Genomic DNA, 19,863 nt, shown 5'->3' with positions numbered 1-19,863 from the left:
AAGAAGGGGACATCGTGGCTGCGCAGTTCATCGAGGTGCCGGTCATCGCCGACGTGGTCGGGGGGCATACCGGACGGCTCGACGACTTCAAGGGCGGCGTGGAATCGGTCATCCGTCTGCGGCCGGATTTCCCAGTGGAGACCCTGCAGGGCATCGAAGAGTTCTCCCACCTCCAGGTCACGTGGTTCTTCAACCTCGGATCCCCGGATGATGTCGCCCTTCACGCACGCAGCCCCCGCGACAACCCGGCATGGCCGGCGACCGGCACCTTCGTTCATCACAACCATCGCCGTCCGGCCCGGCTGGCCACTTCCTTTCCGAGACTGCTGAAGGTCGACGGGCGCGACCTCCACGTCGCGGACCTCGACGCCGACGACGACACTCAGGTCGTCGACCTTGTCGCGGTGTTCCAAGAAATGCTCCCTCGTGGGCCCGTGACTCAGCCGACGTGGCCGGGCGAGATGCTCGCGGACTACTGGCGAGACTCCTCCGAACGCTGAAGCGAGGGGCCTGCGTCACGACCTCTGCCGTCACGCGAGGTCGGCCCATGGGGTGGGCCGGGTTCGTGAGTGTCGGGTGGGACCCGCCCTCTTTCCGAGAGCCGCTCCTTCCGGCGGCGAAAACACTCTCGGAAGGCGGGCGCACCCGAGGCGGAGCTGGTGTCCAGGCCTGTCGAGCCTGCCCTTCACCCACACGAACGCTCTTCACTTAACGTGCCCATCTGGGCACGCCCCGTGCGGTACGTTCGCGCAAAACGGCCCCCGTCGACGGTTGCAGCCATCGGCGAGGGCCTGAACCACTAGTGGAAACAGGCCTCCACCGTGATCTACCGGCACTTTAACGCGCCCTCCCATGCCTTCAGTCAGTTCTCGCACGAGATCATTCGGCATCCTCGGCTGAGTTCCGACGCCGTTCGACTCCTCACCTGGCAACTCTCCCTCCCTCAGGACGCGCGCGAGTCCCTTTCCGCGACCGCCCAACGTGCCCGGATCGGGGGATGCGCCTTCACCCGCGCCAAGCGGCAGCTCAAGGAGGAGGGATTCGTGCATGAACGGCGAGTTCAGGGACCTGGTGGGCGGTGGGCCACCCAACAGCTCGTCTCCAGTACCCCGTTGACCTCCGGCGAGGCCGCCAAACTCCTCGCCCGGACACCCCTCTCCGTCTGCACGGACCGCGTGACCCCGCACGTCGCACCGAGTCCTCGGAACCCGGCCGCCGGTCGGCCGACCACTCCGTCGACCGACGGTCATCCAGAAGAACACCTGAGGAAAGACACCTCCAACCTTCCGGCCGAATCGGCCGAGGCCGTCGATGAGCCTGCCGACGGAACACCGACCAGCCCCCACATCGATGCCGCCCGCGCCCTCGTCGGGGCGCTGCACCTGCTCTCCCCCACCCTGCGGCACATCCCGCCCGGCATGCGCGACGAACTCGCCCGCCTCGCCGCCCGCTGGCTCGACGCCGGGCACTCGTCCGCCGACGTCCACGAGCACGTCCTACGCGGCCTGCCCGCCGGGACGCCCGTTCACCGACCCGGCGGACTCGTCCGCTATCTCCTCCGCGATGTCCCACCACGCGCCCTGCCGACCCCGCCCGCACCTGCACCCACGCGGATCCGGCTCTCCGTCCGCCTCGAAGGCACACGCGAGTGCACCGGCCACCACACCCAACCCATGCTGTTTCGGCCGCTCGCCGACGAGACCCTGTGCGCCGCATGCGCCGCTCCCACCCGTGACGAGCCGATGCCGGTGCCGGACGGGGAGCGCATCCGCACTCCCTTGTAGGGTCGAGGGGCAACCCACCTCACGCGAACGAGCGTCCGCCCGGCGGCATCGAGTCGCAGCGCGCGGGCATCCGCAGGATGCTCGCCGGCGTCCTCGGCGCTCTGGAACATCCCGGTCCCCGCATCCAACGAGCTGGACTGCGACGTCGCCACCTTCCAGCACACCGCCCCGTGTTCCCGGCCGTCTTCTTCGCCGATCGCGGCCAGAGCACGTCGGCCAAGTTCAACTCGCCGCTCGGGGCCCTGAGGTGTGTCCCGAGCGGCGCTGCCGAGGCAAGGGAAGATGATCTTCACTCGAAGTTCACGATTCCACCACATCTCACGCTCGCACGTGGCAGCATCGGTGCCTTCTCCGTAACCGGAATGCCGTGGGGGTTCGTTGTGCGTACGGGAAACATGCGCCGGGGTCGTAGAGCGCTGATCGCGTCAGCCGTGGCCGTCGTAGCCCTCGCTGGGTGCGGTGGTGAGGGTGGAGGCAGCCGTGCTGAGGATGTCAAGGAGGTTGAGGCCGTGGCGACGAGTGCTACGCCGAAGCCGGCGGTCACGCTGACGTTGGTCGACGACGAGGAGAGCGCTGAGGCCTCCCCGCTCACCATCGCTGTGCTCGCCAACGACACGGCGACTGAAGCCGCAGGTGGCGGGCAGAAGCCGTTGACCAGCTTCCTAGGCGGGAGCGAGTACGAGCTGACCCTCGACTCGCAGCCCGGTCACGGCACGGCCGTCGTCGACGGCGTCTCCATCATCTACACGCCCGTTACTGGGTACAGCGGAGAGGACGAGTTCACCTACCGGGTGAAGCCGAACTCCCCTGACGTAACTGGCGGGACCGCCGTCGTCCGCATCACGGTCGATGCCCCCGTGCCGTCCCCGACCCCCACTCCTACACCGAAGCCGAAGCCGACCCGTACGCAGAAAGCGGAACCCCCGGCCGTCTACTACCGGAACTGTGACGCCGCGCGCGCCGCAGGCGCGGCACCGGTCCGTCGCGGTGACCCCGGGTATGCGAGTCATCTCGATCGAGATGGGGACGGGGTGGGGTGCGAGCCGTACTCCGGAGGGTCTGGAGGTTCCGGCGCGTCGGTCACTGGGGGAAGCAGCAGTGGCGGAAGCGGCAGCACGTACTACGAGAACTGCAGCGCCGCCCGCGCCGCCGGGGCCGCTCCCGTGCGCCGAGGTGACCCTGGGTATGGGCGTCACCTCGACCGGGATGGGGACGACGTCGGCTGCGAGAGCTGAATTAGGCTCGTAGTCCGAGACTGCCACCCTGAGAGAGGCGCCCACCATGCCCCGCATCCCCGCCCCCGCCATAGCCGCCGTCGGACTCGTCGGTGGGTACGCCGTCGCGCGGTGGACCAAGAAGCGGCCCCTCGGGGGTGTTGTGCTCGCCGGTGCTGGGGCCCTTGCCGCGCGGGAGTGGCAGCAGGTGGCGGGTGGGAAGGCCGCTGCCGCGCTGACCGGGGCCTATGTCGCCGCGTTCGCCGGGTCTCACCCGCTGGCCAAGAAGGTCGGGGCCTGGCCCGCCGTGTTCTCCGTCGCCGGGGCCATGGCCGGGACCTCGTGGGCCGTCACCCGTAACAAGGGCTGAAGTCCCGCGTCACGTGCTGAACGGCCCCGCCGTTCCGTACGTACTACCCAGTGCCCTCCCCATGAGCGCTGGGCGGGCAGGTTCCCCTACCCCCTTGCCCGCCCAGCGCACCCCCTGCAAGGCCGACCGCCTCAGCCCCCCACCGCGTGGCTCACCGTGTAGATCAGCAGGCCCGCCAGTGCGCCCACCACCGTGCCGTTGATGCGGATGAACTGGAGGTCCCGGCCGATGTTCGCCTCGATCTTCTTCGACGTCTGGTCCGCGTCCCAGCTCGCCACCGTGTCGCTGATCAGCGACGTGATCTCCGCGCGGTACGTCGTGACCACATAGGCCGCCGCGTCCTCCGCCCAGCCCTCGACCTTCGCCTGCAGGCGGCCGTCCGTCACCAGCCTGCCGCCCAGCGAGATCAGGGACGCCCGCGCCCGCAGGCGCAGCTGGCTGCGGTCGTCCTCCGCCGCCGCGATGATCAAGCCCCGCACCGACGACCAGGCCGAGGCGATGATGTCCTGGACCTCCGGGCGTGCCAGCAGGTCCGCCTTCAGGCGTTCCACCCGCGCACGGGTGTCCGTGTCCGCCTGGAGGTCCGCCGCGAAGTCCGTCAGGAAGCGGTCGATCGCGCCGCGCGCCGGGTGCTCCGGCATGTCCCGCATCTCCGTGACGAAGCGCAGCAGCTCCTTGTAGACCCGCTCCCCCACCCGGCGGTCCACGAACCTCGGCGTCCAGCCCGGCGCGCCGCCCTGGACCGCGTCCATCACCGAGTCCCCGTGGAACACCAGCCAGTCGTGCGCCCGCGCGCACACCAGGTCCACGGCCCTGCGGTGGGCCCCGTCGGAGACGATCTTCTCCAGCGTCTTGCCTATCCCCGGCGCGATCTCCGCCGCCTCCGCGCGACGGGTGATCGCCTCGCCGACCACCGCCTGGACGTCCGAGTCCCGCAGGACCGTCAGGGCGCCGCGCAGGGCCGTGGCCAGCTCCCGCGTCACCCGGTCCGCGTGGTCCGGCTCCGCCAGCCACGCGCCCAGGCGGCCCGCGATGCCCAGCGCGTGCAGCCTCCCCCGTACGACATCCGCCGACAGGAAGTTCTCGCCGACGAAGGAACCCAGCGTGGTGCCCAGCTGGTCCTTCTTCGTCGGGATGATCGCCGTGTGCGGGATCGGCAGGCCCAGCGGACGCCGGAACAGCGCCGTCACCGCGAACCAGTCCGCCAGCGCGCCGACCATGCCGGCCTCCGCCGCGGCCGCCACATAGCCGGCCCAGGCGCCCCATCCCGCGTTCTCCGCCCACGTCGCCAGGGCGTAGATCACCGCCACCACGACGAGCAGACCCGTGGCCAGGGCCTTCATCCGGCGCACCCCGCGGTGACGCTCCGCGTCCGCCGCCGTGTACGCGAACGCCACCAGCGGCCGCCGCGCCTCGCCCGGCGGCCTGCCCGGCGTGTCGCCGAGGGCCTCCCCCCGCGCGCCGCCCCCCGCCTCGCCCCGCGCCCCGCTCCTCGTGTCGCTCATCACCCCACCTCCCTACATCAGGGACTTCCCGGACGCACCTCAAGTTCCCGTTCCCCGTACATCTTCGCGATCACCGCCTCGATGTCCGGCTCCCGCACCGACAGGTCCACCAGCGGATACGCCTCCGCCACCGCCGCCACGAGCGGCGCCGCCGACGCCGAGGCCGGGAAGGCGAGCACCTGCCGCGGGCCCTCCGACCGTACGAATCGCGCCCCGGGCAGCTCGATCGGCGGCAGCTCGCGCTCCAGGTCCACCACCAGCTGACGCTCACTGGCGGCCCCCACCTCGTGGAGCCCCGCCAGCTCGCCGTCGTACATCAGCCGGCCGTGGTCGATCACCATCACCCGCTTGCACAGCTGCTCGATGTCCGTCAGGTCATGGGTCGTCAGCAGGACCGTCGTGCCCTGCGTCGCGTTGAGCTCGCGCAGGAACTCCCGCACCCGCGCCTTCGACACCACATCGAGGCCGATCGTCGGCTCGTCCAGGTAGAGCACGTCCGGGTCGTGCAGCAGCGCCGCCGCGATGTCGCCGCGCATCCGCTGGCCCAGCGACAGCTGCCGTACGGGTACGTCCAGCAGCTCGCCCAGCTCGAGGAGTTCCACGCAGCGGGCGAGATTGGCGGCGAAGCGCTCGTCCGGGATCCGGTACATCCGGTGCATCAGCCGGTACGAGTCCTTCAGCGGCAGGTCCCACCAGAGCGTCGTCCGCTGCCCGAACACCACCCCGATCCGCTGGGCGAGCCGCGTCCGCTCCCGCGACGGGTCGATGCCCGCGACCCGCAGCCGGCCCCCGCTCGGGGTGAGGATGCCCGTCAGCATCTTGATGGTGGTCGACTTGCCCGCGCCGTTCGGGCCGATGTAGCCGACCATCTCGCCGCGCTCCACGCCGAAGCCGATCCCGTCGACCGCCCGGACCTCATGCTTCTCACGGCGCAACAGCCCCGCCCTCCGCCGCACCGTGAAGACCTTCTGCACGTCGTCCAGCTCGATGAAGGCCATGTCTCAGCTCCCTGTGCTTCGGTACGAACGGAGTCCCGCGCGCCACGCCAGGCCCGCGAGGGCGCAGCAGGCCAGCGCCACCAGCGGCGACGCGAACGCCAGCCAGGACGGCACCCCGGCCGGCGCGGGCCGGCCCAGGACGTACAGCGCCGGCAGCCAGTTCACGAACGCCAGCGGGACGACGTACACGACCCCGCGCACCAGATCCTGCGCGAAGATCGCCGGCGGGTACTGCAGCAGCGTGTTCCCGCCGTACGTGAACGAGCTCGTCACCTCGGCCGCGTCCTGCGCCCAGAACAGCGCCGACGCGCCGACGACCATCACCGCCGAGAAGATCAGCGTGCCGCAGAGCAGCATCACCGGCAGCAGCAGCACCTTCACCGCCGTCCACTCCACGTCCAGGATCAGCAGCGCCCAGATGAGTACGAACAGTCCCTGGGCCACCCGGCCGAGCCGCCGCAGCGCGAACTTGTCCGCCGCCACCTGCGCGAGCACCGGCGCCGGCCGCAGCAGGAACATGTCGAACGAGCCGTCCCGCACCCGCTTGCCCATCCGCTGGAGCGAGCCCATCGTCAGGTCCGCGAGGCCGAAGGACGTGCCGGTCGCCCCGTACAGGAACGCGACCTCGGCGAAGGCGAAGCCGCCGAGCCCCTCCACCTGACCGAACATCAGCAGGATCACGACGAAGTCGAAGAAGGTGACGGCGAAGGAGGTGACCAGCGTCAGAGCGAAGGACGTGCGGTACGTCATCGTCGAACGGATCCACATGCCGGCGACCATCCGGTACGTCCGCCAGGACTCCGCGAGCCAGGACGATCCGGGAGCCGCCGGCACAGGCTCCGTGCCTCCTGAGGACACACGCTCCGTACCGCCCGCCGGCACACGCTCCGTCCCGCCCGAAGGCACAGGCTCCGTGCCTCCCGAGGACACGGGCTCCGTATCGCCCGACCCAACACGCTCCTTACCGCCCGCCGGCACAGGCTCCGTCCCGCCCGGCGACCCGGCAGCCGTATCGCCGTACGCCCCGCGCACCGCTCCCGACTCCCCCAGCACAGGCGTCTCACCCACCCTGCACCACCACCTTCCGCGTCGCCAGCGACTGCGCCAGCCGCCCCGCCACCAGCAGCACCGCCGCCCAGCCGAGCTGGAAGGCGTACGCCCCCAGCAGCCCCCACCCCTCGTACTTCTCCAGGTACACATCCGCCGGGATCTGCAGCATCGACGCCCACGGCAGCACCCGCGCCACCTCGCCCAGCGCTCCCGGGAAGACGTTCAGCGGCAGCAGCATCCCGGAGAAGAACAGCCCGCCCAGCCACGCCACCTGCACCACGCCCTGACCGTCCATCAGCCAGAACGCGCTCATCGCCACCAGGTACCAGATCGCGAAGCTCACCGTCGCGCCCAGCGCGATCGCCAGCAGGAAGGCGAGCCAGGTCGACGCCCGCTCGGGCAGCGTGATGTCGAAGACGAGCGCGCCGACCACCATCGGACCCACCCCGCGCCCGAGCAGCTGGTACGCGCTCCGCCCCGCGTTGGCCGCGAACCACCAGGCCTGCAGATCGGCCGGCCGATAGAGGTCGACGGCGATGTCACCCGTCCTGATCCGTTCGATCAGCTCTTCCTCGAACCCGCCGCCCATCAGCCCGCAGACGGTGATCAGCCCCTGGCCGATCCACACATAGGCGAGCGCGTCGGCCATGTCGTACCCGCCGAGCTGTGGCCGCTCGTCCCACAGGGCGATATAGGTGTACGACAGGATGAACCCGAAGACGGTGTTGGTGAACACCCCCGCCGCCGTGGCCATCCGGTACGTGGCGTAGCGCCGGAACCCACCCGCGGCCACCGTCGCGTACAGCAGCCGCATCCCGGTTCCCTTCCCTCTCGTCCAGTGCGCCCCGACGGCACCAAAGCGCACGACCCTAGTACCCCGCACGCCGCCAACGCGAGTGCTTTACGAGTCGCATTCCTCAGGTTCTGTCCCGGTGCGTGCAGTATGGGGGAGCCATCCCCTTCATCCGGTACGGGAGCTCCACCATGAGCGAGGACCAGCCACACCGACCCGGCTGGGCGCCCAGGGACCCCACCGTCCCCACCCCGCCACCCAAGCGCCCACGGCGCTCCCGCCCCCGACGCATCCTGCGGGCGCTCCTCGGCACCTTCCTCCTCGGCACGCTGCTGCTCCTCGGCGGACTCGTCGCCGGCTACCTGCTCGTGGACATCCCGCCCGCCAACTCCGCCGCGATCGCGCAGTCCAACGTGTACCTCTACAAGGACGGCAGCCAGATCGCCCGCGACGGCGAGGTCAACCGCGAGAACGTACGGCTCATGCACGTCCCGGCGTCCGTCCGGCACGCCGTACTCGCCGCGGAGGACCGCGACTTCTACTCCGACCGAGCCGTCGTCGACCCCAAGGCCATGGTCCGCGCCGCCTGGAACACCCTCACCGGCAAGGGCCGGCAGTCCGGCTCCACCATCACCCAGCAGTACGTCAAGAACTACTACCTGGGCCAGGAGCAGACCATCACCCGCAAGGTGAAGGAGTTCTTCATCGCCATCAAGCTCAACCGCGAGAAGAGCAAGGACGAGATCTTCGAGGGCTATCTGAACACCAGTTACTTCGGCCGCAACGCCTACGGCATCCAGGCCGCCGCCCGCGCCTACTACGGCAAGGACGCCGGGCACATCGACACCGCCGAGGGCGCGTACCTCGCCTCCCTGCTCAAGGCACCCAGCGCCTACGACGTCGCCACCCACCCCGAGAACCGGACCAAGGCGCTCGGCCGTTGGAGTTACGTCCTCGACGGCATGGTCAAGGAGAAGTGGCTCTCCCCCGCCGAGCGGACCGACACCACCTTCCCGTCCCCGCAGACCGCCCGCCCGGCCACCGGCCTCTCCGGGCAGCGCGGCTACCTCGTCCAGGCCGTCGAGGAGTATCTGACCGGCAACGGCATCGTCGACGAGAAGACCCTGGCCGGCGGCGGCTTCCGGATCACCACCACCCTGGAGAAGGAGAAGCAGGACGCCTTCGTCACGGCCGTCGAGGACCAGGTGATGTCGAAGCTCGACCCCGCACGGAACCCCACCGACCGCTTCGTCCGGGTAGGGGGCGCCGCGATCGATCCGGCGACCGGCCGGGTCCTCGCCCTGTACGGCGGCATCGACTACACCAGGCAGTACGTCAACAACGCCACGCGCCGCGACTACCAGGTCGGCTCCACCTTCAAGCCCTTCGTCCTCACCGCGGCGCTCCAGCACGGATCGCTCACCCAGGAGGGCGAGCGGATCACCCCGAACACCTACTACGACGGCACCGACAAGCGCCCCGTGCAGGGCTGGGACGGCGACTACTACGCCCCGGGCAACGAGGACGACGAGTCGTACGGCGACATCACCGTACGGTCCGCCACCGACAGCTCGGTCAACGCCGTGTACGCGCAGATGGCGGTGGACGTCGGGCCCGCGAGGGTCAGGGAGACGGCCGTCGCCCTCGGCGTACCGAAGAGCACCCCCGACCTCAACGCCTCCCCCTCCATCGCGCTGGGCCCCGCCACGGCGAGCGTCCTCGACATGGCGGAGGCGTACGCCACCCTCGCCAACCACGGCCGGCACGGCACGTACAGCCTCGTCGAGAAGGTCACCAAGGACGGCGAGGACCTGGAGCTGCCCGCCGCCGGAAGCCGGCAGGCGGTGAGCCGGGAGGCCGCGGACACGACGACCTCGGTGCTGCGGAGCGTGGTGGAGTTCGGTTCGGGAACGGCGGCCCTGACCGCGGGCCGGCCGGCGGCGGGCAAGACGGGCACGGCCGAGGACGACAAGGCCGCCTGGTTCGCGGGGTACACCCCGGATCTGGCGACGGTGGTCACGATGATGGGCCAGGACCCGGACACGGGCGAGCAGAAGTCGCTGTACGGGGCGCTCGGACTGCCCAGGATCAACGGGGGCGGGCCACCGGCGGAGATCTGGGGCCAGTTCACACGCGACGCGCTGGCGGGGAGCGAGCCGCGGGAGTTCGAGCTCGAACTCGGGGAGGGCGCGCAGGAGTCGTGGGACCCGCTGGAGTCGCTACGGCCGGACGGATCGGACGAGGCGGAGGAGTGGGAGGAGTCGGATGAGGGCATGGAGGGCCCGCAGAGGACGCAGGAGCACCCTCGGACACCGGCGGTACCGCTGACGCCTCTCACGCCCCAGGCACCTCAGAGACCTCAGAGACCTCAGCGACCGACTCGTCCCGAGCCCCGGCCGGAGCCGGAGCGCCCGGGAACGCCGGAGGGCACGAACGACGGCGGTGCTACGGGGACGGACGAAGGCGGGGGAAGCGCGCCTCCCCTCGCCACTCCCGAGTCGACCCCCGAGGCGGCTCCCCCGCCGCCGCCGCTGCCGCCACCGGCCTCGCCGAGCTAGTGACCCGAGGTCGCCTTCAGACCCACCACCGCGACCAGGAGCAGACAGACGAAGAAGATCCGGGCGGCGGTCGCCGGCTCACCGAGCGCCACCATGCCGAACACCGCCGCACCGGCCGCACCGATACCGACCCAGACGCCGTACGCCGTACCGATGGGAAGCGTCTTGGCGGCCTGGGACAGCAGCAGCATGGAGGCGACGATCCCGGCGCCCGTGAAGACGCTGGGCCAGAGGCGGGTGAACCCGTCCGTGTACTTCATGCCGATCGACCAGCCGACCTCGAGCAGACCGGCGACGATGAGAAGAACCCAGGCCATGACGACGAAACCTCCGCGAGACGGAACAACAGGAGTGCGTCGTCTTTGCGTACTGCGGTGCAGCGGGCCCGGTACGGCGCGTCTCGTCGGGTGGCTCCAGAGTAGCAAAAACCATACGAAAGGCCTGGTGACACCGGTCACCAGGCCTTCGGTTCGGAACGTTCTACAGATACAGCCCGGTGGTGTCCGTGGACCCCTCGAACCGGTCCGCGGCCACGGCATGCAGATCGCGCTCCCGCATCAGGACGTACGCGACGCCCCGCACCTCGACCTCGGCGCGGTCCTCGGGGTCGTACAGAACGCGGTCGCCGGTCTCGACCGTGCGGACGTTCTGGCCGACCGCGACGACCTCGGCCCAGGCCAGCCTGCGGCCGACGGCGGCGGTCGCAGGGATGAGGATGCCGCCGCCCGAGCGCCGCTCCCCCTCGGGGGAGTCGGTCCGGACCAGCACACGGTCGTGGAGCATCCGGATGGGCAGCTTGTCGTGGGTGTTGTCGCTCACGACTCGAACCTACCTGTCCGGGCGTGTCGGCCGTACTCGGGAGGGGTCATCCCTTGCGCTTGCGGGTGGAGACCGCGAGCAGCCCGACGAGGACCACGGCGACCACCGCCACCGGAACCACCCGCTCCAGGCGCGGCGCGCCGTCGTCGTGCGTGAACCGGGCCTTCACGTCGGAGAAGGTCCGGCTGACGGCGGCGGCCGTTCGTCCGACGGTGTGGTCGACCGTGGAGACGACCTTCGCCTTCGCGTCGCCGACGATCGTCTTCGGGTGCACCCGAATGCCGATCTCGTCGAGAGTGACGGCGAGCTGCTCGCGCCGGCGGACGATGTCCGCCTCGATCTGCGCAGGGGTCCTGGCCTCCGACACCGCGCTGCCTCCGTAGTCGTAATCGGTCGTTGACGGACAGTCTCTCAGTTTCTCCGTCCGTGGTGTGTCTCAGGCCCCCATTAGGCTCGGTCGTGTACGCCCAGATATCCCGAGGAGAGCCATGAGCGAGCGACTTCAGCCCGGTGACACCGCCCCCGCCTTCACCCTGCCCGACGCGGACGGCAACGAGGTCTCGCTCGCTGACCACAAGGGCCGCAAGGTCATCGTCTACTTCTACCCGGCGGCGCTCACCCCCGGCTGCACCAAGCAGGCCTGCGACTTCACGGACAACCTGGAGCTGCTGGCGGGCGCGGGCTACGACGTCATCGGCGTGTCGCCGGACAAGCCGGAGAAGCTGGCCAAGTTCCGCGAGCAGGAGCACCTGAAGGTGACCCTGGTCGGCGACCCGTCGAAGGAGACCCTGGAGGCGTACGGCGCCTTCGGCGAGAAGAAGCTGTACGGCAAGACGGTGACGGGCGTGATCCGCTCGACGGTGATCGTCGACGAGGACGGCAAGGTCGAGCGCGCCCTGTACAACGTGAAGGCGACGGGGCACGTAGCCAAGATCATCAAGGACCTGGGCATCTGAGAACCCTTCCGAACGGCCCGCACCGCCAGACAAGCGGTGCGGGCCGTTCCGCATTTTGGACGTGACTGTCCGATATTCGGCTCGTTACTCCGTACGAGACCACGAACAGGTGGCCGAGGCGGAGGGGATACGGGTATGCCGGAAAGTCCGTACACACGGGAGCGCCTTGCGGAGGCGGCGGAGTCGTCACGGACGCTGACGGAGGCGCTGGGGAAGCTGGGGGTGGATCCGAGGAGCGGGACGCGGCGGTATGTGCGGGACCGGATGCGGAAGCTGGGCGTGGACACGTCGCACTTCGAGCGGGAGGGAGCGCGGTGGACCAGGGAGGTCCTTGAGCCCGTGGTGGCCAAGTCCGCCAGCATGTGCGACGTGTTGCGCCGACTCGGAGTCGAGGTGGTCGGGGGCCAGCACACGCACATCAGCCGACGGATCCGGGCGCTGGGGATCGACACATCGCATTTCAAGCCGCCATCGCGGGCGGGCGAAACCCGGCGGCGGTCGCCCACCTCCCTGCTCGTCGAACAGGTTCCGAGCCAGGCGCGGCGGATCCCGAACGATCGCCTGAAGCCCGCGATGGCAGCGGCGGGCGTCTCTGAGCGATGTGCACTCTGCGGGAACGAAGCGATCTGGCGAGGCCACCCGCTCCCCCTGGAGATCGACCACATCGACGGCAACTGGCGCAACAACCGGATCGAGAACCTGCGGTTCCTCTGCCCCAACTGCCACTCGACGACGGACACGTACCGAGGACGGGGCAAGGGTCGTCGCCAAGGGACCTCGTCATGAGCGCGGGAACCCGCTACACACGGGAGCGGCTGATCGAAGCGGCTAAGCAGTGCGGGACCATCGAGGAGGTCATCGCGTTCTTCGGCACCCAACCCTACGGGCGCCTCCGTCGGTACTTGTGGGGACGCTTCGAGCACTACGGCATCGATGTGTCGCACCTCCCCCGACGTAGTTACCGCAGGTCGGGCACCCGGCCGACGTCGGAAGAGCTGGCAGAAGCCGTATCGGGCTCCCTCTCAGTGGCGAGCACTCTGCGACTTCTCGGGCTGCCGGACAACGCCAACCAGAGAGCTCTCCTGAAGGAGCGGATCAATGAGGACCGCCTGTCCACGAGCCACTTCCTCGGTCAAGCGCACCAGCGGGGCAAGCCTGGCCCCACCCCACTGCGAGGCGCCGTCGACGTGTTGGTGAAGCACAACGGTCGGCGCCGAACAAAGACAGTGATCCTGCGTCGCGCCCTCTGCGAGATCGGTGTGCCGGAGGAGTGCGCGGAATGCGGCACCGGCCCCGCATGGCGCGGAAAGCCCATGACCCTCGAGATCGACCACACAAACGGCGACTGGAGTGACGACCGCGCCGAGAACCTGCGGCTGCTATGCCCCAACTGTCACGCGATCACCGATACATGGTGCCGAGGAGGCAAGCGCCGACAGTCAACCTAGCGGCACCCGTGCCTACGCCGCCGCCTGCCCGCTACCATGGCAGGCGGCTAGCGGCCGTGGTGGAATTGGCCTACACGCAACTTTTAGGTAGTTGTGGGAGAAATCCCTTGAGGGTTCGAGTCCCTCCGGCCGCACTGTGAAGGGCGCGCCACCCCCAAGGTGACGCGCCCTTGGCGTTGCCCTCAGCCAAGCAGCTCCCGCACCACCGGTACCAGCGCCCTGAACGCCTTCCCGCGGTGGCTGATCGCGTTCTTCTCCTCCGGGGAGAGTTCCGCGCACGTCACCTCGTAGCCCTCCGGCTGGAGGATCGGGTCGTAGCCGAAGCCGTTCGTGCCCACCGGGGTGTGGCGCAGTACGCCGCGCAGTCGGCCCTCGACCACGCGTTCCGTGCCGTCCGGGAGGGCCAGGGCTGCCGCGCAGGCGAAGTGGGCGGCGCGGTGGGTGTCGTCGATGTCTCCGAGTTGGGCCAGGAGCAGGTCCAGGTTCGCGCGGTCGTTGCCGTGGGTGCCGGACCAGCGGGCCGAGAAGATGCCGGGGGCGCCGTTCAGGACGTCGACGCAGAGGCCGGAGTCGTCGGCGACGGCCGGCAGGCCGGTGGCCTGGGCCAGGGCGTGGGCTTTGAGGAGGGCGTTCTCGGCGAAGGTGACGCCGGTCTCCTTGACGTCGGGGATCTCCGGGTACGCGTCCGCGCCGACGAGTTCGTGGGTGAGGCCTGCGTCGGCGAGGATCGCGTGGAGTTCGGTGATCTTCCCGGCATTGCGGGTGGCGAGGATCAGACGGGTCATGGTCCCGATTATCCCGGGGTGCAGACCTTGCCGATCTCGGTGGCCGCGTCGGTGATCGGCTTGATGTCCGGGGTGGTGTCGCCGTTGTTGACGGAGGTCTTGACGGATTCGACGCCCTTGGTGAGGTCGTCGACGGCCTTGGAGAGGTCGGCGTTGTCCGTCGTGTCCTTGAGCTTGCCGAGTTCGGTGGAGATCTCGTTCAGGGACTCGTTGAGCTGCGTCGGGTCGTTGGAGGCGCTGGAGGCGGCCTGTTCGAGCTTGCTGACGCTGGTGGCTATCGCGTCGGCGGTCGCGACACAGTCCATCGCCTTGTCGAGTGCTCCACAGCCGACGAGGGTGGTGGTGAGTACGGCTGCCGAGGCCACGGTGAGTGCGAGACGGCGCTTCAAGACGGGTCCTCCCCAGGGGATATGGATGTACGGGCGTACGGCTCCTGCCGTACGCCCGTGTTCATGGAGACGCCGTGGCGCCTCAGAGAGTTCCTTCGAGCGCCTTGCGCTGGATCTCGGCGAGGTCGGCGCAGCCGCCGGAGGCGAGGTCGAGGAGGGCGTTGAGCTCCTTGCGGTCGAAGGGCTCGGCCTCGGCGGTGCCCTGGACCTCGACGAAGCGGCCGTCGCCGGTGCAGACGACGTTCATGTCGGTCTCGGCGCGGACGTCCTCCTCGTAGCAGAGGTCGAGGAGGGGGGTGCCGTCGACGATGCCGACGGAGACGGCGGCGACGGTGCCGGTGAGCGGCTTGCGGCCGGCCTTGACCAGCTTCTTGGTCTGGGCCCAGGCGACGGCGTCGGCGAGGGCGACGTAGGCGCCGGTGATGGCGGCGGTGCGGGTGCCGCCGTCGGCCTGGAGGACGTCGCAGTCGAGGACGATGGTGTTCTCGCCGAGCGCCTTGTAGTCGATGACGGCGCGCAGGGAGCGGCCGATGAGGCGGGAGATCTCGTGCGTACGGCCGCCGATCTTGCCGCGGACGGATTCGCGGTCGCCGCGGGTGTTGGTGGCGCGCGGCAGCATCGAGTACTCGCCGGTGACCCAGCCCTCGCCGCTGCCCTTGCGCCAGCGCGGGACGCCTTCGGTGACGGAGGCGGTGCAGAAGACCTTGGTGTCGCCGAAGGAGATGAGGACGGAGCCCTCGGCGTGCTTGCTCCATCCGCGTTCGATGGTGACGGGGCGGAGCTGTTCGGGGGTACGGCCGTCGATACGAGACATGGCACGAGCGTAGCCGTACATGGCGAGGGGCCCGTTCCCCTGCCGGAACGGGCCCCGCGGGCGATGAGGCTGGTTACATCATGTCTTCGATGTCGGCGGCGATGGGGTCGGCGTCGGTGCCGATGACGACCTGGATCGCGGTGCCCATCTTGACGACGCCGTGGGCGCCGGCGGCCTTGAGCGCGGCCTCGTCGACCTTGGAGGGGTCCACGACCTCGGTGCGGAGGCGGGTGATGCAGCCCTCGACCTCTTCGATGTTGTCGATGCCGCCGAGCCCGGCGACGATCTTCTCAGCCTTGCTGGCCATGTTCTCTCCCTGTCCGTTCCGTTCAAGAAACGTGAGTCTCGGCGCACCGATGGTCCGCATTGTCACGGTAACCCACGGTTGGCCCAACTTCGCGAGCGGGTGCCCGGGTTCTGTCGAATGATGACGATCACCGGCAACCTGCCCTCAGCGGGCTCCGGGAGCCTATCGCAACTGGTCTACACCAGTGTGCAACGCGAGTCGGGCCCGGCTTGTTCCGGGTCAGGGAGGACGCCGATGAGTACGGAAAGCGCCGCCGCGCCGCCGCGGAAGTCGAGGTGGGGCGTTCTCTTCCAGGGCCTGCAGAAGATGGGCCGCAGCCTCCAGCTGCCCATCGCCGTCCTCCCGGCGGCCGGCATCATCAACCGCCTCGGACAGCCGGACGTCTTCGGGGCGGACGGGCTCGGCTGGGACAACGTCGCGAAGGTGATGGCGGGCGCCGGCGGCGCGCTGCTCGACGGCAACCTCGGTCTGCCCCTGCTGTTCTGCATCGGTGTCGCGATCGGCATGGCGAAGAAGGCGGACGGCTCGACCGCACTCGCGGCCACGGTCGGCTTCCTCGTCTACTTCAACGTGCTGCGCCAGTTCCCCGAGACCTGTCCGCCGGGAACGGCGGACATCAACGGCGGCTGCCTGGCCCCCGAGCAGGCCTTCAGCGGGTACACGTACCAGAACCCGGGCGTCTTCGGCGGCATCGTCATCGGTCTTCTCACAGCCTGGTTCTGGCAGCGCTACCACCGGAAGAAGCTCGTCGACTGGCTGGGCTTCTTCAACGGCCGCCGGCTCGTGCCGATCATCATGACGTTCGTGGCGATCGCCTTCGCGTCCCTGTGCCTGTGGGTCTGGCCGCCGATCGGCGACGCGCTGGAGAACTTCAGCGACTGGCTGGTGGGCCTGGGCGCCTGGGGTTCGGGCATCTTCGGTGTCGCCAACCGCGCGCTGCTGGTGATCGGTCTGCACCAGTTCCTGAACGTGCCGATCTGGTTCCAGTTCGGCACGTACGAAAAGCCGGACGGGACGACGGTCCACGGCGACATCCCCATGTTCCTCGCGGGCGACCCGGAGGCCGGTCAGTTCCTGACGGGCTTCTTCCCGATCATGATGTTCGCGCTCCCGGCGGCCGCGCTGGCGATCACCCACTGCGCCAAACCGCACCGGCGCAAGGAGGTGGGCGGCATGATGCTCTCGGTCGCGCTGACCTCGTTCGTCACCGGCATCACGGAGCCGATCGAGTACTCGTTCCTCTTCATCGCCCCGGTGCTCTACGCGATCCATGCCGTGCTCACGGGTGTGTCGATGGCCGTGACCTGGGCGCTCGGAGTGAAGGACGGCTTCAGCTTCTCGGCGGGTCTGATCGACTACGTCATCAACTGGAGCCTCGCGACGAAGCCGTGGCTGATCATTCCGATCGGCCTGGGCTTCGCGCTCGTCTATTACGTGATCTTCCGGTTCGCGATCACCAAGTTCGATCTCCCGACGCCGGGGCGGGAGCCGGACGAGCTGGGCGAGGAGATGGATCGGGACGTCACCAAGGCGTAGCCGATCCGGGCCTTTCGACCCGGCGCACGGAGCCCTTCAAGGCCCTCGGACCTCATGGTCCGGGGGCCTTTCGTCGTTCACGCCCAGCTATGGCCCGGGCACACAGAATTCGCAGGTTCCTTATCTAAGTCTCACGTGCTAAAACTGGTCTACACCACTCATTGGTGTAGACCACGCGGTCCAGTCCACCGCGTTCCACGAGACGCCGCCGTCGCCCCCTTTTCATGTCCTCTGGCGGCGCCTTGCCTTACTGGAGGAAGTTGATGAGTACGGCCACCGCCCAGGCCGCCGCTCCCGCGAAGAAGCGCGGATCCGGCCTGTTCCAGGGCCTGCAGAAGGTCGGTCGCAGCCTGCAGCTGCCGATCGCCGTACTGCCGGCCGCGGGTATCTTGCTCCGTCTCGGCCAGCCCGACGTGTTCGGTGCCGAAGGCCTCGGCTGGGACAAGGTCGCCTCCGTCTTCGCCACGGCGGGTGACGCGGTCTTCGCCAACATGCCGCTGCTGTTCTGCGTCGGCATCGCGATCGGCTTCGCGAAGAAGGCCGACGGCTCGACCGCGCTCGCCGCACTGGTCGGCTTCCTGGTCTACAAGAACGTGCTCACCGCGTTCCCGACCTCCGAGGCCGTCGTCAACACGACCGCCAACAAGGGAGTCGACGTCGCCGCGACGTACAACGACCCCAAGGTCTTCGGCGGCATCATCATGGGTCTGCTCGCCGGCGTCATATGGCAGAAGTACCACCGCACCAAGCTGGTCGACTGGCTCGGCTTCTTCAACGGCCGCCGTCTCGTCCCGATCATCATGGCCTTCGTCGGCACCGTGATGGGTGTTCTCTTCGGTCTGCTCTGGGAGCCCGTCGGCAACGTCATCACCGACTTCGGCAACTGGATGACCGGGCTGGGCGCCGTCGGCTCCGGCGTCTTCGGCGCCATCAACCGCGGTCTGCTCCCGGTCGGCATGCACCAGTTCGTGAACACCGTGGCCTGGCAGGAGATCGGATCCTTCACGGACTCCACCGGTGCGGTCTGGCACGGCGACCTCCCGCGCTTCTTCCACGGTGACCCGACCGCCGGTCAGTTCATGTCCGGCTTCTTCCCGATCATGATGTTCGCGCTGCCGGCCGTCGCGCTCGCCATCACCCACGCCGCCCGCCCCGAGCGCCGCAAGGTCGTCGGCGGCATGATGTTCTCGCTGGCCCTGACCTCGTTCGTCACGGGCATCACCGAGCCCATCGAGTTCGCGTTCATGTTCCTGGCGCCACTGCTGTACGTGATCCACGCGGTGCTCACCGCCGCCTCGATGGTGATCACCTCGGCCCTCGGCGTGCACCACGGCTTCACCTTCTCCGCCGGTGCGCTGGACTACTTCCTGAACTGGACCTACGCCACCAAGCCCTGGATGATCATCCCGATCGGCCTGGTCTTCGCGGTGATCTACTACGTGGTCTTCCGCTTCGCGATCACCAAGTTCAACATCATGACCCCGGGCCGCGAGCCCGAGGAGGAGCTCGAGGACCTCACCAAGGCGTGAGCCTCGCCCGTACGACGGAAGGGGGGCCGGCCCCCCCCGGGTGGGGGGCGGGGGCCGGGCGGACCGGCGCACGAGCACCCACGCCCCCCGCCCCCCCCCCCACGCGCGCGCCCGCGCCCCCCCCCCCCCCCCCCCGCGCCCCGCCCTGTCTGCCCGCTCCCCCCCCTGCGTCCCCCCCCGCCCCCGCCCCTCCGCGCGCGCCGCGACCTACGGGCCGGGCGGGCCCCTTCCCGTATGCCTCAGACCTCGTACACCGCGCCCGCGTACGCCAGCTCCGACGGCCCGTCGTAGACCGCCCGCGCATCCGCCAGGTTCTGGGCGCCGTCCGTCCACGGCGGGATGTGGGTCAGCACCAGCCGGCCCACCGAGGAGCGGGCCGCCTCCGCGCCCGCCTCCCGGCCGTTGAGGTGGAGCGCCGGGATGTCCTCCTTGCCGTGGGTGAAGGACGCCTCGCAGAGGAACAGATCCGTGCCGTCCGCCAGTTCGTGCAGCGCCTCGCAGACGCCCGTGTCGCCCGAGTACGTGAGCGAACGGCCGCCGTGCTCGATCCTGATGGCGTACGCCTCCACCGGGTGGCACACCTTCTCCGTACGCACGGAGAACGGGCCGATCTCGAAGGAGCCGGACTTCAGGGTCCGGAAGTCGAAGACCTCACTCATCGACTTGTCCGAGGGCGTGTCCGCGTACGCCGTGGTCAGGCGCTGTTCGGCGCCCTCCGGGGCGAAGACCGGGATCGGCTCGCAGCGTCCGCCGTCGTGGCGGTAGTAGCGGGCGACGAAGTATCCGCACATGTCGATGCAGTGATCGGCGTGGAGGTGGCTGAGGAAGATGGCGTCGAGGTCGTACAGACCGATGTGGCGCTGCAGCTCGCCCAGGGCGCCGTTGCCCATGTCGAGGAGCAGCCGGAAGCCGTCGGCCTCTACGAGGTAGCTCGAGCAGGCCGAATCCGCGGACGGGAAGGACCCGGAGCAGCCGACGACGGTGAGCTTCATGGAGCGTGAACCTCCG

General features: G+C 69.4%; 22 protein-coding genes, 1 tRNA gene and 1 riboswitch. Of the genes, 11 read left to right on the top strand and 12 right to left on the bottom strand.

Going from position 1 to position 19,863, the window contains the following annotated elements:
• Positions 1–14 precede the first annotated feature (14 nt).
• The 4 genes from ACFVZW_RS10815 (at position 15) to ACFVZW_RS10800 (ending at position 3,368) form a co-directional block, all read left to right on the top strand.
• Complete coding sequence (locus ACFVZW_RS10815; RefSeq protein ID WP_384519526.1) at positions 15–500, top strand: TrmO family methyltransferase; 486 nt, start codon at positions 15–17, stop codon at positions 498–500.
• A 612-nt stretch (positions 501–1,112) separates the two neighbouring features.
• A complete protein-coding gene (locus tag ACFVZW_RS10810) occupies positions 1,113–1,784 on the top strand; it encodes a hypothetical protein (protein ID WP_384519524.1) in 672 nt (223 codons plus the stop codon).
• Positions 1,785–1,954: 170 nt separating this feature from the next.
• Positions 1,955–3,019 carry an excalibur calcium-binding domain-containing protein gene (locus tag ACFVZW_RS10805; RefSeq protein WP_384519522.1) on the top strand — a complete coding sequence of 355 codons (1,065 nt, stop codon included), beginning with the start codon at positions 1,955–1,957 and terminating at the stop codon, positions 3,017–3,019.
• Between the two features lie 46 nt (positions 3,020–3,065).
• Positions 3,066–3,368 (top strand): hypothetical protein, encoded by a 303-nt coding sequence (locus ACFVZW_RS10800; RefSeq protein WP_384519521.1) that lies wholly within the window; start codon positions 3,066–3,068, stop codon positions 3,366–3,368.
• A 131-nt stretch (positions 3,369–3,499) separates the two neighbouring features.
• Here ACFVZW_RS10800 and ACFVZW_RS10795 read toward each other — a convergent pair whose 3' ends face one another.
• The 4 genes from ACFVZW_RS10795 to ACFVZW_RS10780 all read right to left on the bottom strand — a co-directional run bounded on the left by ACFVZW_RS10795 (position 3,500) and on the right by ACFVZW_RS10780 (position 7,735).
• Positions 3,500–4,873, bottom strand: coding sequence for a DUF445 domain-containing protein (locus ACFVZW_RS10795; protein WP_384519519.1), 1,374 nt, complete (start codon positions 4,871–4,873; stop codon positions 3,500–3,502).
• 17 nt (positions 4,874–4,890) lie between these two features.
• On the bottom strand, positions 4,891–5,871 hold the full coding sequence (locus ACFVZW_RS10790; protein WP_384519517.1) for an ATP-binding cassette domain-containing protein: 981 nt from the start codon (positions 5,869–5,871) through the stop codon (positions 4,891–4,893).
• A gap of 3 nt (positions 5,872–5,874) precedes the next feature.
• The gene (locus ACFVZW_RS10785) at positions 5,875–6,651 is read right to left on the bottom strand and encodes an ABC transporter permease (protein WP_384519605.1); all 777 of its coding nucleotides are present in this window, start codon (positions 6,649–6,651) and stop codon (positions 5,875–5,877) included.
• Positions 6,652–6,931: 280 nt separating this feature from the next.
• On the bottom strand, positions 6,932–7,735 hold the full coding sequence (locus tag ACFVZW_RS10780; protein ID WP_384519515.1) for an ABC transporter permease: 804 nt from the start codon (positions 7,733–7,735) through the stop codon (positions 6,932–6,934).
• Positions 7,736–7,905: 170 nt separating this feature from the next.
• On the opposite strand from ACFVZW_RS10780, the gene ACFVZW_RS10775 reads away from it, so the two are divergent.
• Complete coding sequence (locus ACFVZW_RS10775; RefSeq protein WP_384519513.1) at positions 7,906–10,272, top strand: transglycosylase domain-containing protein; 2,367 nt, start codon at positions 7,906–7,908, stop codon at positions 10,270–10,272.
• Here ACFVZW_RS10775 and ACFVZW_RS10770 read toward each other — a convergent pair.
• From ACFVZW_RS10770 to ACFVZW_RS10760, 3 genes are all read right to left on the bottom strand, one after another.
• Positions 10,269–10,589: a DMT family transporter gene (locus ACFVZW_RS10770; protein WP_384519511.1), complete on the bottom strand. Its 321-nt coding sequence runs from the start codon at positions 10,587–10,589 to the stop codon at positions 10,269–10,271. The two genes, ACFVZW_RS10775 and ACFVZW_RS10770, sit on opposite strands and share 4 nt — an antisense overlap.
• Before the next feature lie 33 nt (positions 10,590–10,622).
• A riboswitch (guanidine-III (ykkC-III) riboswitch) is annotated at positions 10,623–10,700 on the bottom strand.
• A gap of 52 nt (positions 10,701–10,752) precedes the next feature.
• A complete protein-coding gene (locus ACFVZW_RS10765) occupies positions 10,753–11,091 on the bottom strand; it encodes a co-chaperone GroES (RefSeq protein WP_329120126.1) in 339 nt (112 codons plus the stop codon).
• Between the two features lie 46 nt (positions 11,092–11,137).
• A complete protein-coding gene (locus ACFVZW_RS10760; protein ID WP_384519509.1) occupies positions 11,138–11,458 on the bottom strand; it encodes a DUF3618 domain-containing protein in 321 nt (106 codons plus the stop codon).
• A gap of 121 nt (positions 11,459–11,579) precedes the next feature.
• Here ACFVZW_RS10760 and bcp point away from each other — a divergent pair, with 121 nt between their 5' ends.
• The 4 genes from bcp (at position 11,580) to ACFVZW_RS10740 (ending at position 13,629) form a co-directional block, all read left to right on the top strand.
• Positions 11,580–12,047, top strand: a complete 468-nt coding sequence (bcp, locus tag ACFVZW_RS10755; protein WP_384519507.1) for a thioredoxin-dependent thiol peroxidase — start codon at positions 11,580–11,582, stop codon at positions 12,045–12,047.
• Between the two features lie 135 nt (positions 12,048–12,182).
• Positions 12,183–12,833 carry an HNH endonuclease gene (locus tag ACFVZW_RS10750; protein WP_384519505.1) on the top strand — a complete coding sequence of 217 codons (651 nt, stop codon included), beginning with the start codon at positions 12,183–12,185 and terminating at the stop codon, positions 12,831–12,833.
• Positions 12,830–13,495 carry an HNH endonuclease signature motif containing protein gene (locus ACFVZW_RS10745; RefSeq protein WP_384519504.1) on the top strand — a complete coding sequence of 222 codons (666 nt, stop codon included), beginning with the start codon at positions 12,830–12,832 and terminating at the stop codon, positions 13,493–13,495. The genes ACFVZW_RS10750 and ACFVZW_RS10745 overlap by 4 nt, the downstream gene beginning before the upstream one ends.
• Positions 13,496–13,545: 50 nt before the next feature.
• Positions 13,546–13,629 (top strand) — tRNA-Leu (locus tag ACFVZW_RS10740).
• Between the two features lie 48 nt (positions 13,630–13,677).
• Here ACFVZW_RS10740 and rdgB read toward each other — a convergent pair.
• From rdgB to ACFVZW_RS10720, 4 genes are all read right to left on the bottom strand, one after another.
• Positions 13,678–14,280 (bottom strand): RdgB/HAM1 family non-canonical purine NTP pyrophosphatase, encoded by a 603-nt coding sequence (gene rdgB, locus ACFVZW_RS10735; protein ID WP_384519502.1) that lies wholly within the window; start codon positions 14,278–14,280, stop codon positions 13,678–13,680.
• A gap of 8 nt (positions 14,281–14,288) precedes the next feature.
• Positions 14,289–14,669 (bottom strand): hypothetical protein, encoded by a 381-nt coding sequence (locus tag ACFVZW_RS10730; protein ID WP_384519500.1) that lies wholly within the window; start codon positions 14,667–14,669, stop codon positions 14,289–14,291.
• 82 nt (positions 14,670–14,751) lie between these two features.
• Complete coding sequence (rph, locus tag ACFVZW_RS10725; protein WP_362357406.1) at positions 14,752–15,483, bottom strand: ribonuclease PH; 732 nt, start codon at positions 15,481–15,483, stop codon at positions 14,752–14,754.
• A gap of 73 nt (positions 15,484–15,556) precedes the next feature.
• Positions 15,557–15,850 carry a glucose PTS transporter subunit EIIB gene (locus tag ACFVZW_RS10720; RefSeq protein WP_384519603.1) on the bottom strand — a complete coding sequence of 98 codons (294 nt, stop codon included), beginning with the start codon at positions 15,848–15,850 and terminating at the stop codon, positions 15,557–15,559.
• A 174-nt stretch (positions 15,851–16,024) separates the two neighbouring features.
• Here ACFVZW_RS10720 and ACFVZW_RS10715 point away from each other — a divergent pair, with 174 nt between their 5' ends.
• Together ACFVZW_RS10715 and ACFVZW_RS10710 are read left to right on the top strand one after the other, a co-directional pair.
• Positions 16,025–17,326, top strand: coding sequence for a PTS transporter subunit EIIC (locus ACFVZW_RS10715; protein ID WP_384519498.1), 1,302 nt, complete (start codon positions 16,025–16,027; stop codon positions 17,324–17,326).
• Between the two features lie 263 nt (positions 17,327–17,589).
• Positions 17,590–18,855: a PTS transporter subunit EIIC gene (locus ACFVZW_RS10710; protein WP_384519497.1), complete on the top strand. Its 1,266-nt coding sequence runs from the start codon at positions 17,590–17,592 to the stop codon at positions 18,853–18,855.
• 239 nt (positions 18,856–19,094) lie between these two features.
• Here the strand turns inward: ACFVZW_RS10710 and ACFVZW_RS10705 are convergent, their stop codons facing one another.
• A complete protein-coding gene (locus tag ACFVZW_RS10705) occupies positions 19,095–19,847 on the bottom strand; it encodes an MBL fold metallo-hydrolase (protein WP_384519495.1) in 753 nt (250 codons plus the stop codon).
• Positions 19,848–19,863: the final 16 nt, after the last annotated feature.

Source organism: Streptomyces sp. NPDC059567 (genome assembly GCF_042735655.1).
Classification (GTDB): Bacteria; Actinomycetota; Actinomycetes; order Streptomycetales; family Streptomycetaceae; genus Streptomyces.
This window is presented reverse-complemented; position numbering and strand designations above follow the sequence as displayed.

Bases quoted from the DNA above. Each gene is read 5' to 3' on its own strand.
- ACFVZW_RS10770 (WP_384519511.1), bottom strand. From the start codon at position 10,589: ATGGCCTGGGTTCTTCTCATCGTCGCCGGTCTGCTCGAGGTCGGCTGG.
- ACFVZW_RS10775 (WP_384519513.1), top strand. From the start codon at position 7,906: ATGAGCGAGGACCAGCCACACCGACCCGGCTGGGCGCCCAGGGACCCC.
- ACFVZW_RS10800 (WP_384519521.1), top strand. From the start codon at position 3,066: ATGCCCCGCATCCCCGCCCCCGCCATAGCCGCCGTCGGACTCGTCGGT.
- ACFVZW_RS10745 (WP_384519504.1), top strand. From the start codon at position 12,830: ATGAGCGCGGGAACCCGCTACACACGGGAGCGGCTGATCGAAGCGGCT.
- bcp (WP_384519507.1), top strand. From the start codon at position 11,580: ATGAGCGAGCGACTTCAGCCCGGTGACACCGCCCCCGCCTTCACCCTG.
- ACFVZW_RS10720 (WP_384519603.1), bottom strand. From the start codon at position 15,850: ATGCGGACCATCGGTGCGCCGAGACTCACGTTTCTTGAACGGAACGGA.
- ACFVZW_RS10780 (WP_384519515.1), bottom strand. From the start codon at position 7,735: ATGCGGCTGCTGTACGCGACGGTGGCCGCGGGTGGGTTCCGGCGCTAC.
- ACFVZW_RS10795 (WP_384519519.1), bottom strand. From the start codon at position 4,873: ATGAGCGACACGAGGAGCGGGGCGCGGGGCGAGGCGGGGGGCGGCGCG.
- ACFVZW_RS10705 (WP_384519495.1), bottom strand. From the start codon at position 19,847: ATGAAGCTCACCGTCGTCGGCTGCTCCGGGTCCTTCCCGTCCGCGGAT.
- rph (WP_362357406.1), bottom strand. From the start codon at position 15,483: ATGTCTCGTATCGACGGCCGTACCCCCGAACAGCTCCGCCCCGTCACC.
- ACFVZW_RS10715 (WP_384519498.1), top strand. From the start codon at position 16,025: ATGAGTACGGAAAGCGCCGCCGCGCCGCCGCGGAAGTCGAGGTGGGGC.
- ACFVZW_RS10710 (WP_384519497.1), top strand. From the start codon at position 17,590: ATGAGTACGGCCACCGCCCAGGCCGCCGCTCCCGCGAAGAAGCGCGGA.
- ACFVZW_RS10750 (WP_384519505.1), top strand. From the start codon at position 12,183: ATGCCGGAAAGTCCGTACACACGGGAGCGCCTTGCGGAGGCGGCGGAG.
- rdgB (WP_384519502.1), bottom strand. From the start codon at position 14,280: ATGACCCGTCTGATCCTCGCCACCCGCAATGCCGGGAAGATCACCGAA.
- ACFVZW_RS10790 (WP_384519517.1), bottom strand. From the start codon at position 5,871: ATGGCCTTCATCGAGCTGGACGACGTGCAGAAGGTCTTCACGGTGCGG.
- ACFVZW_RS10785 (WP_384519605.1), bottom strand. From the start codon at position 6,651: ATGGTCGCCGGCATGTGGATCCGTTCGACGATGACGTACCGCACGTCC.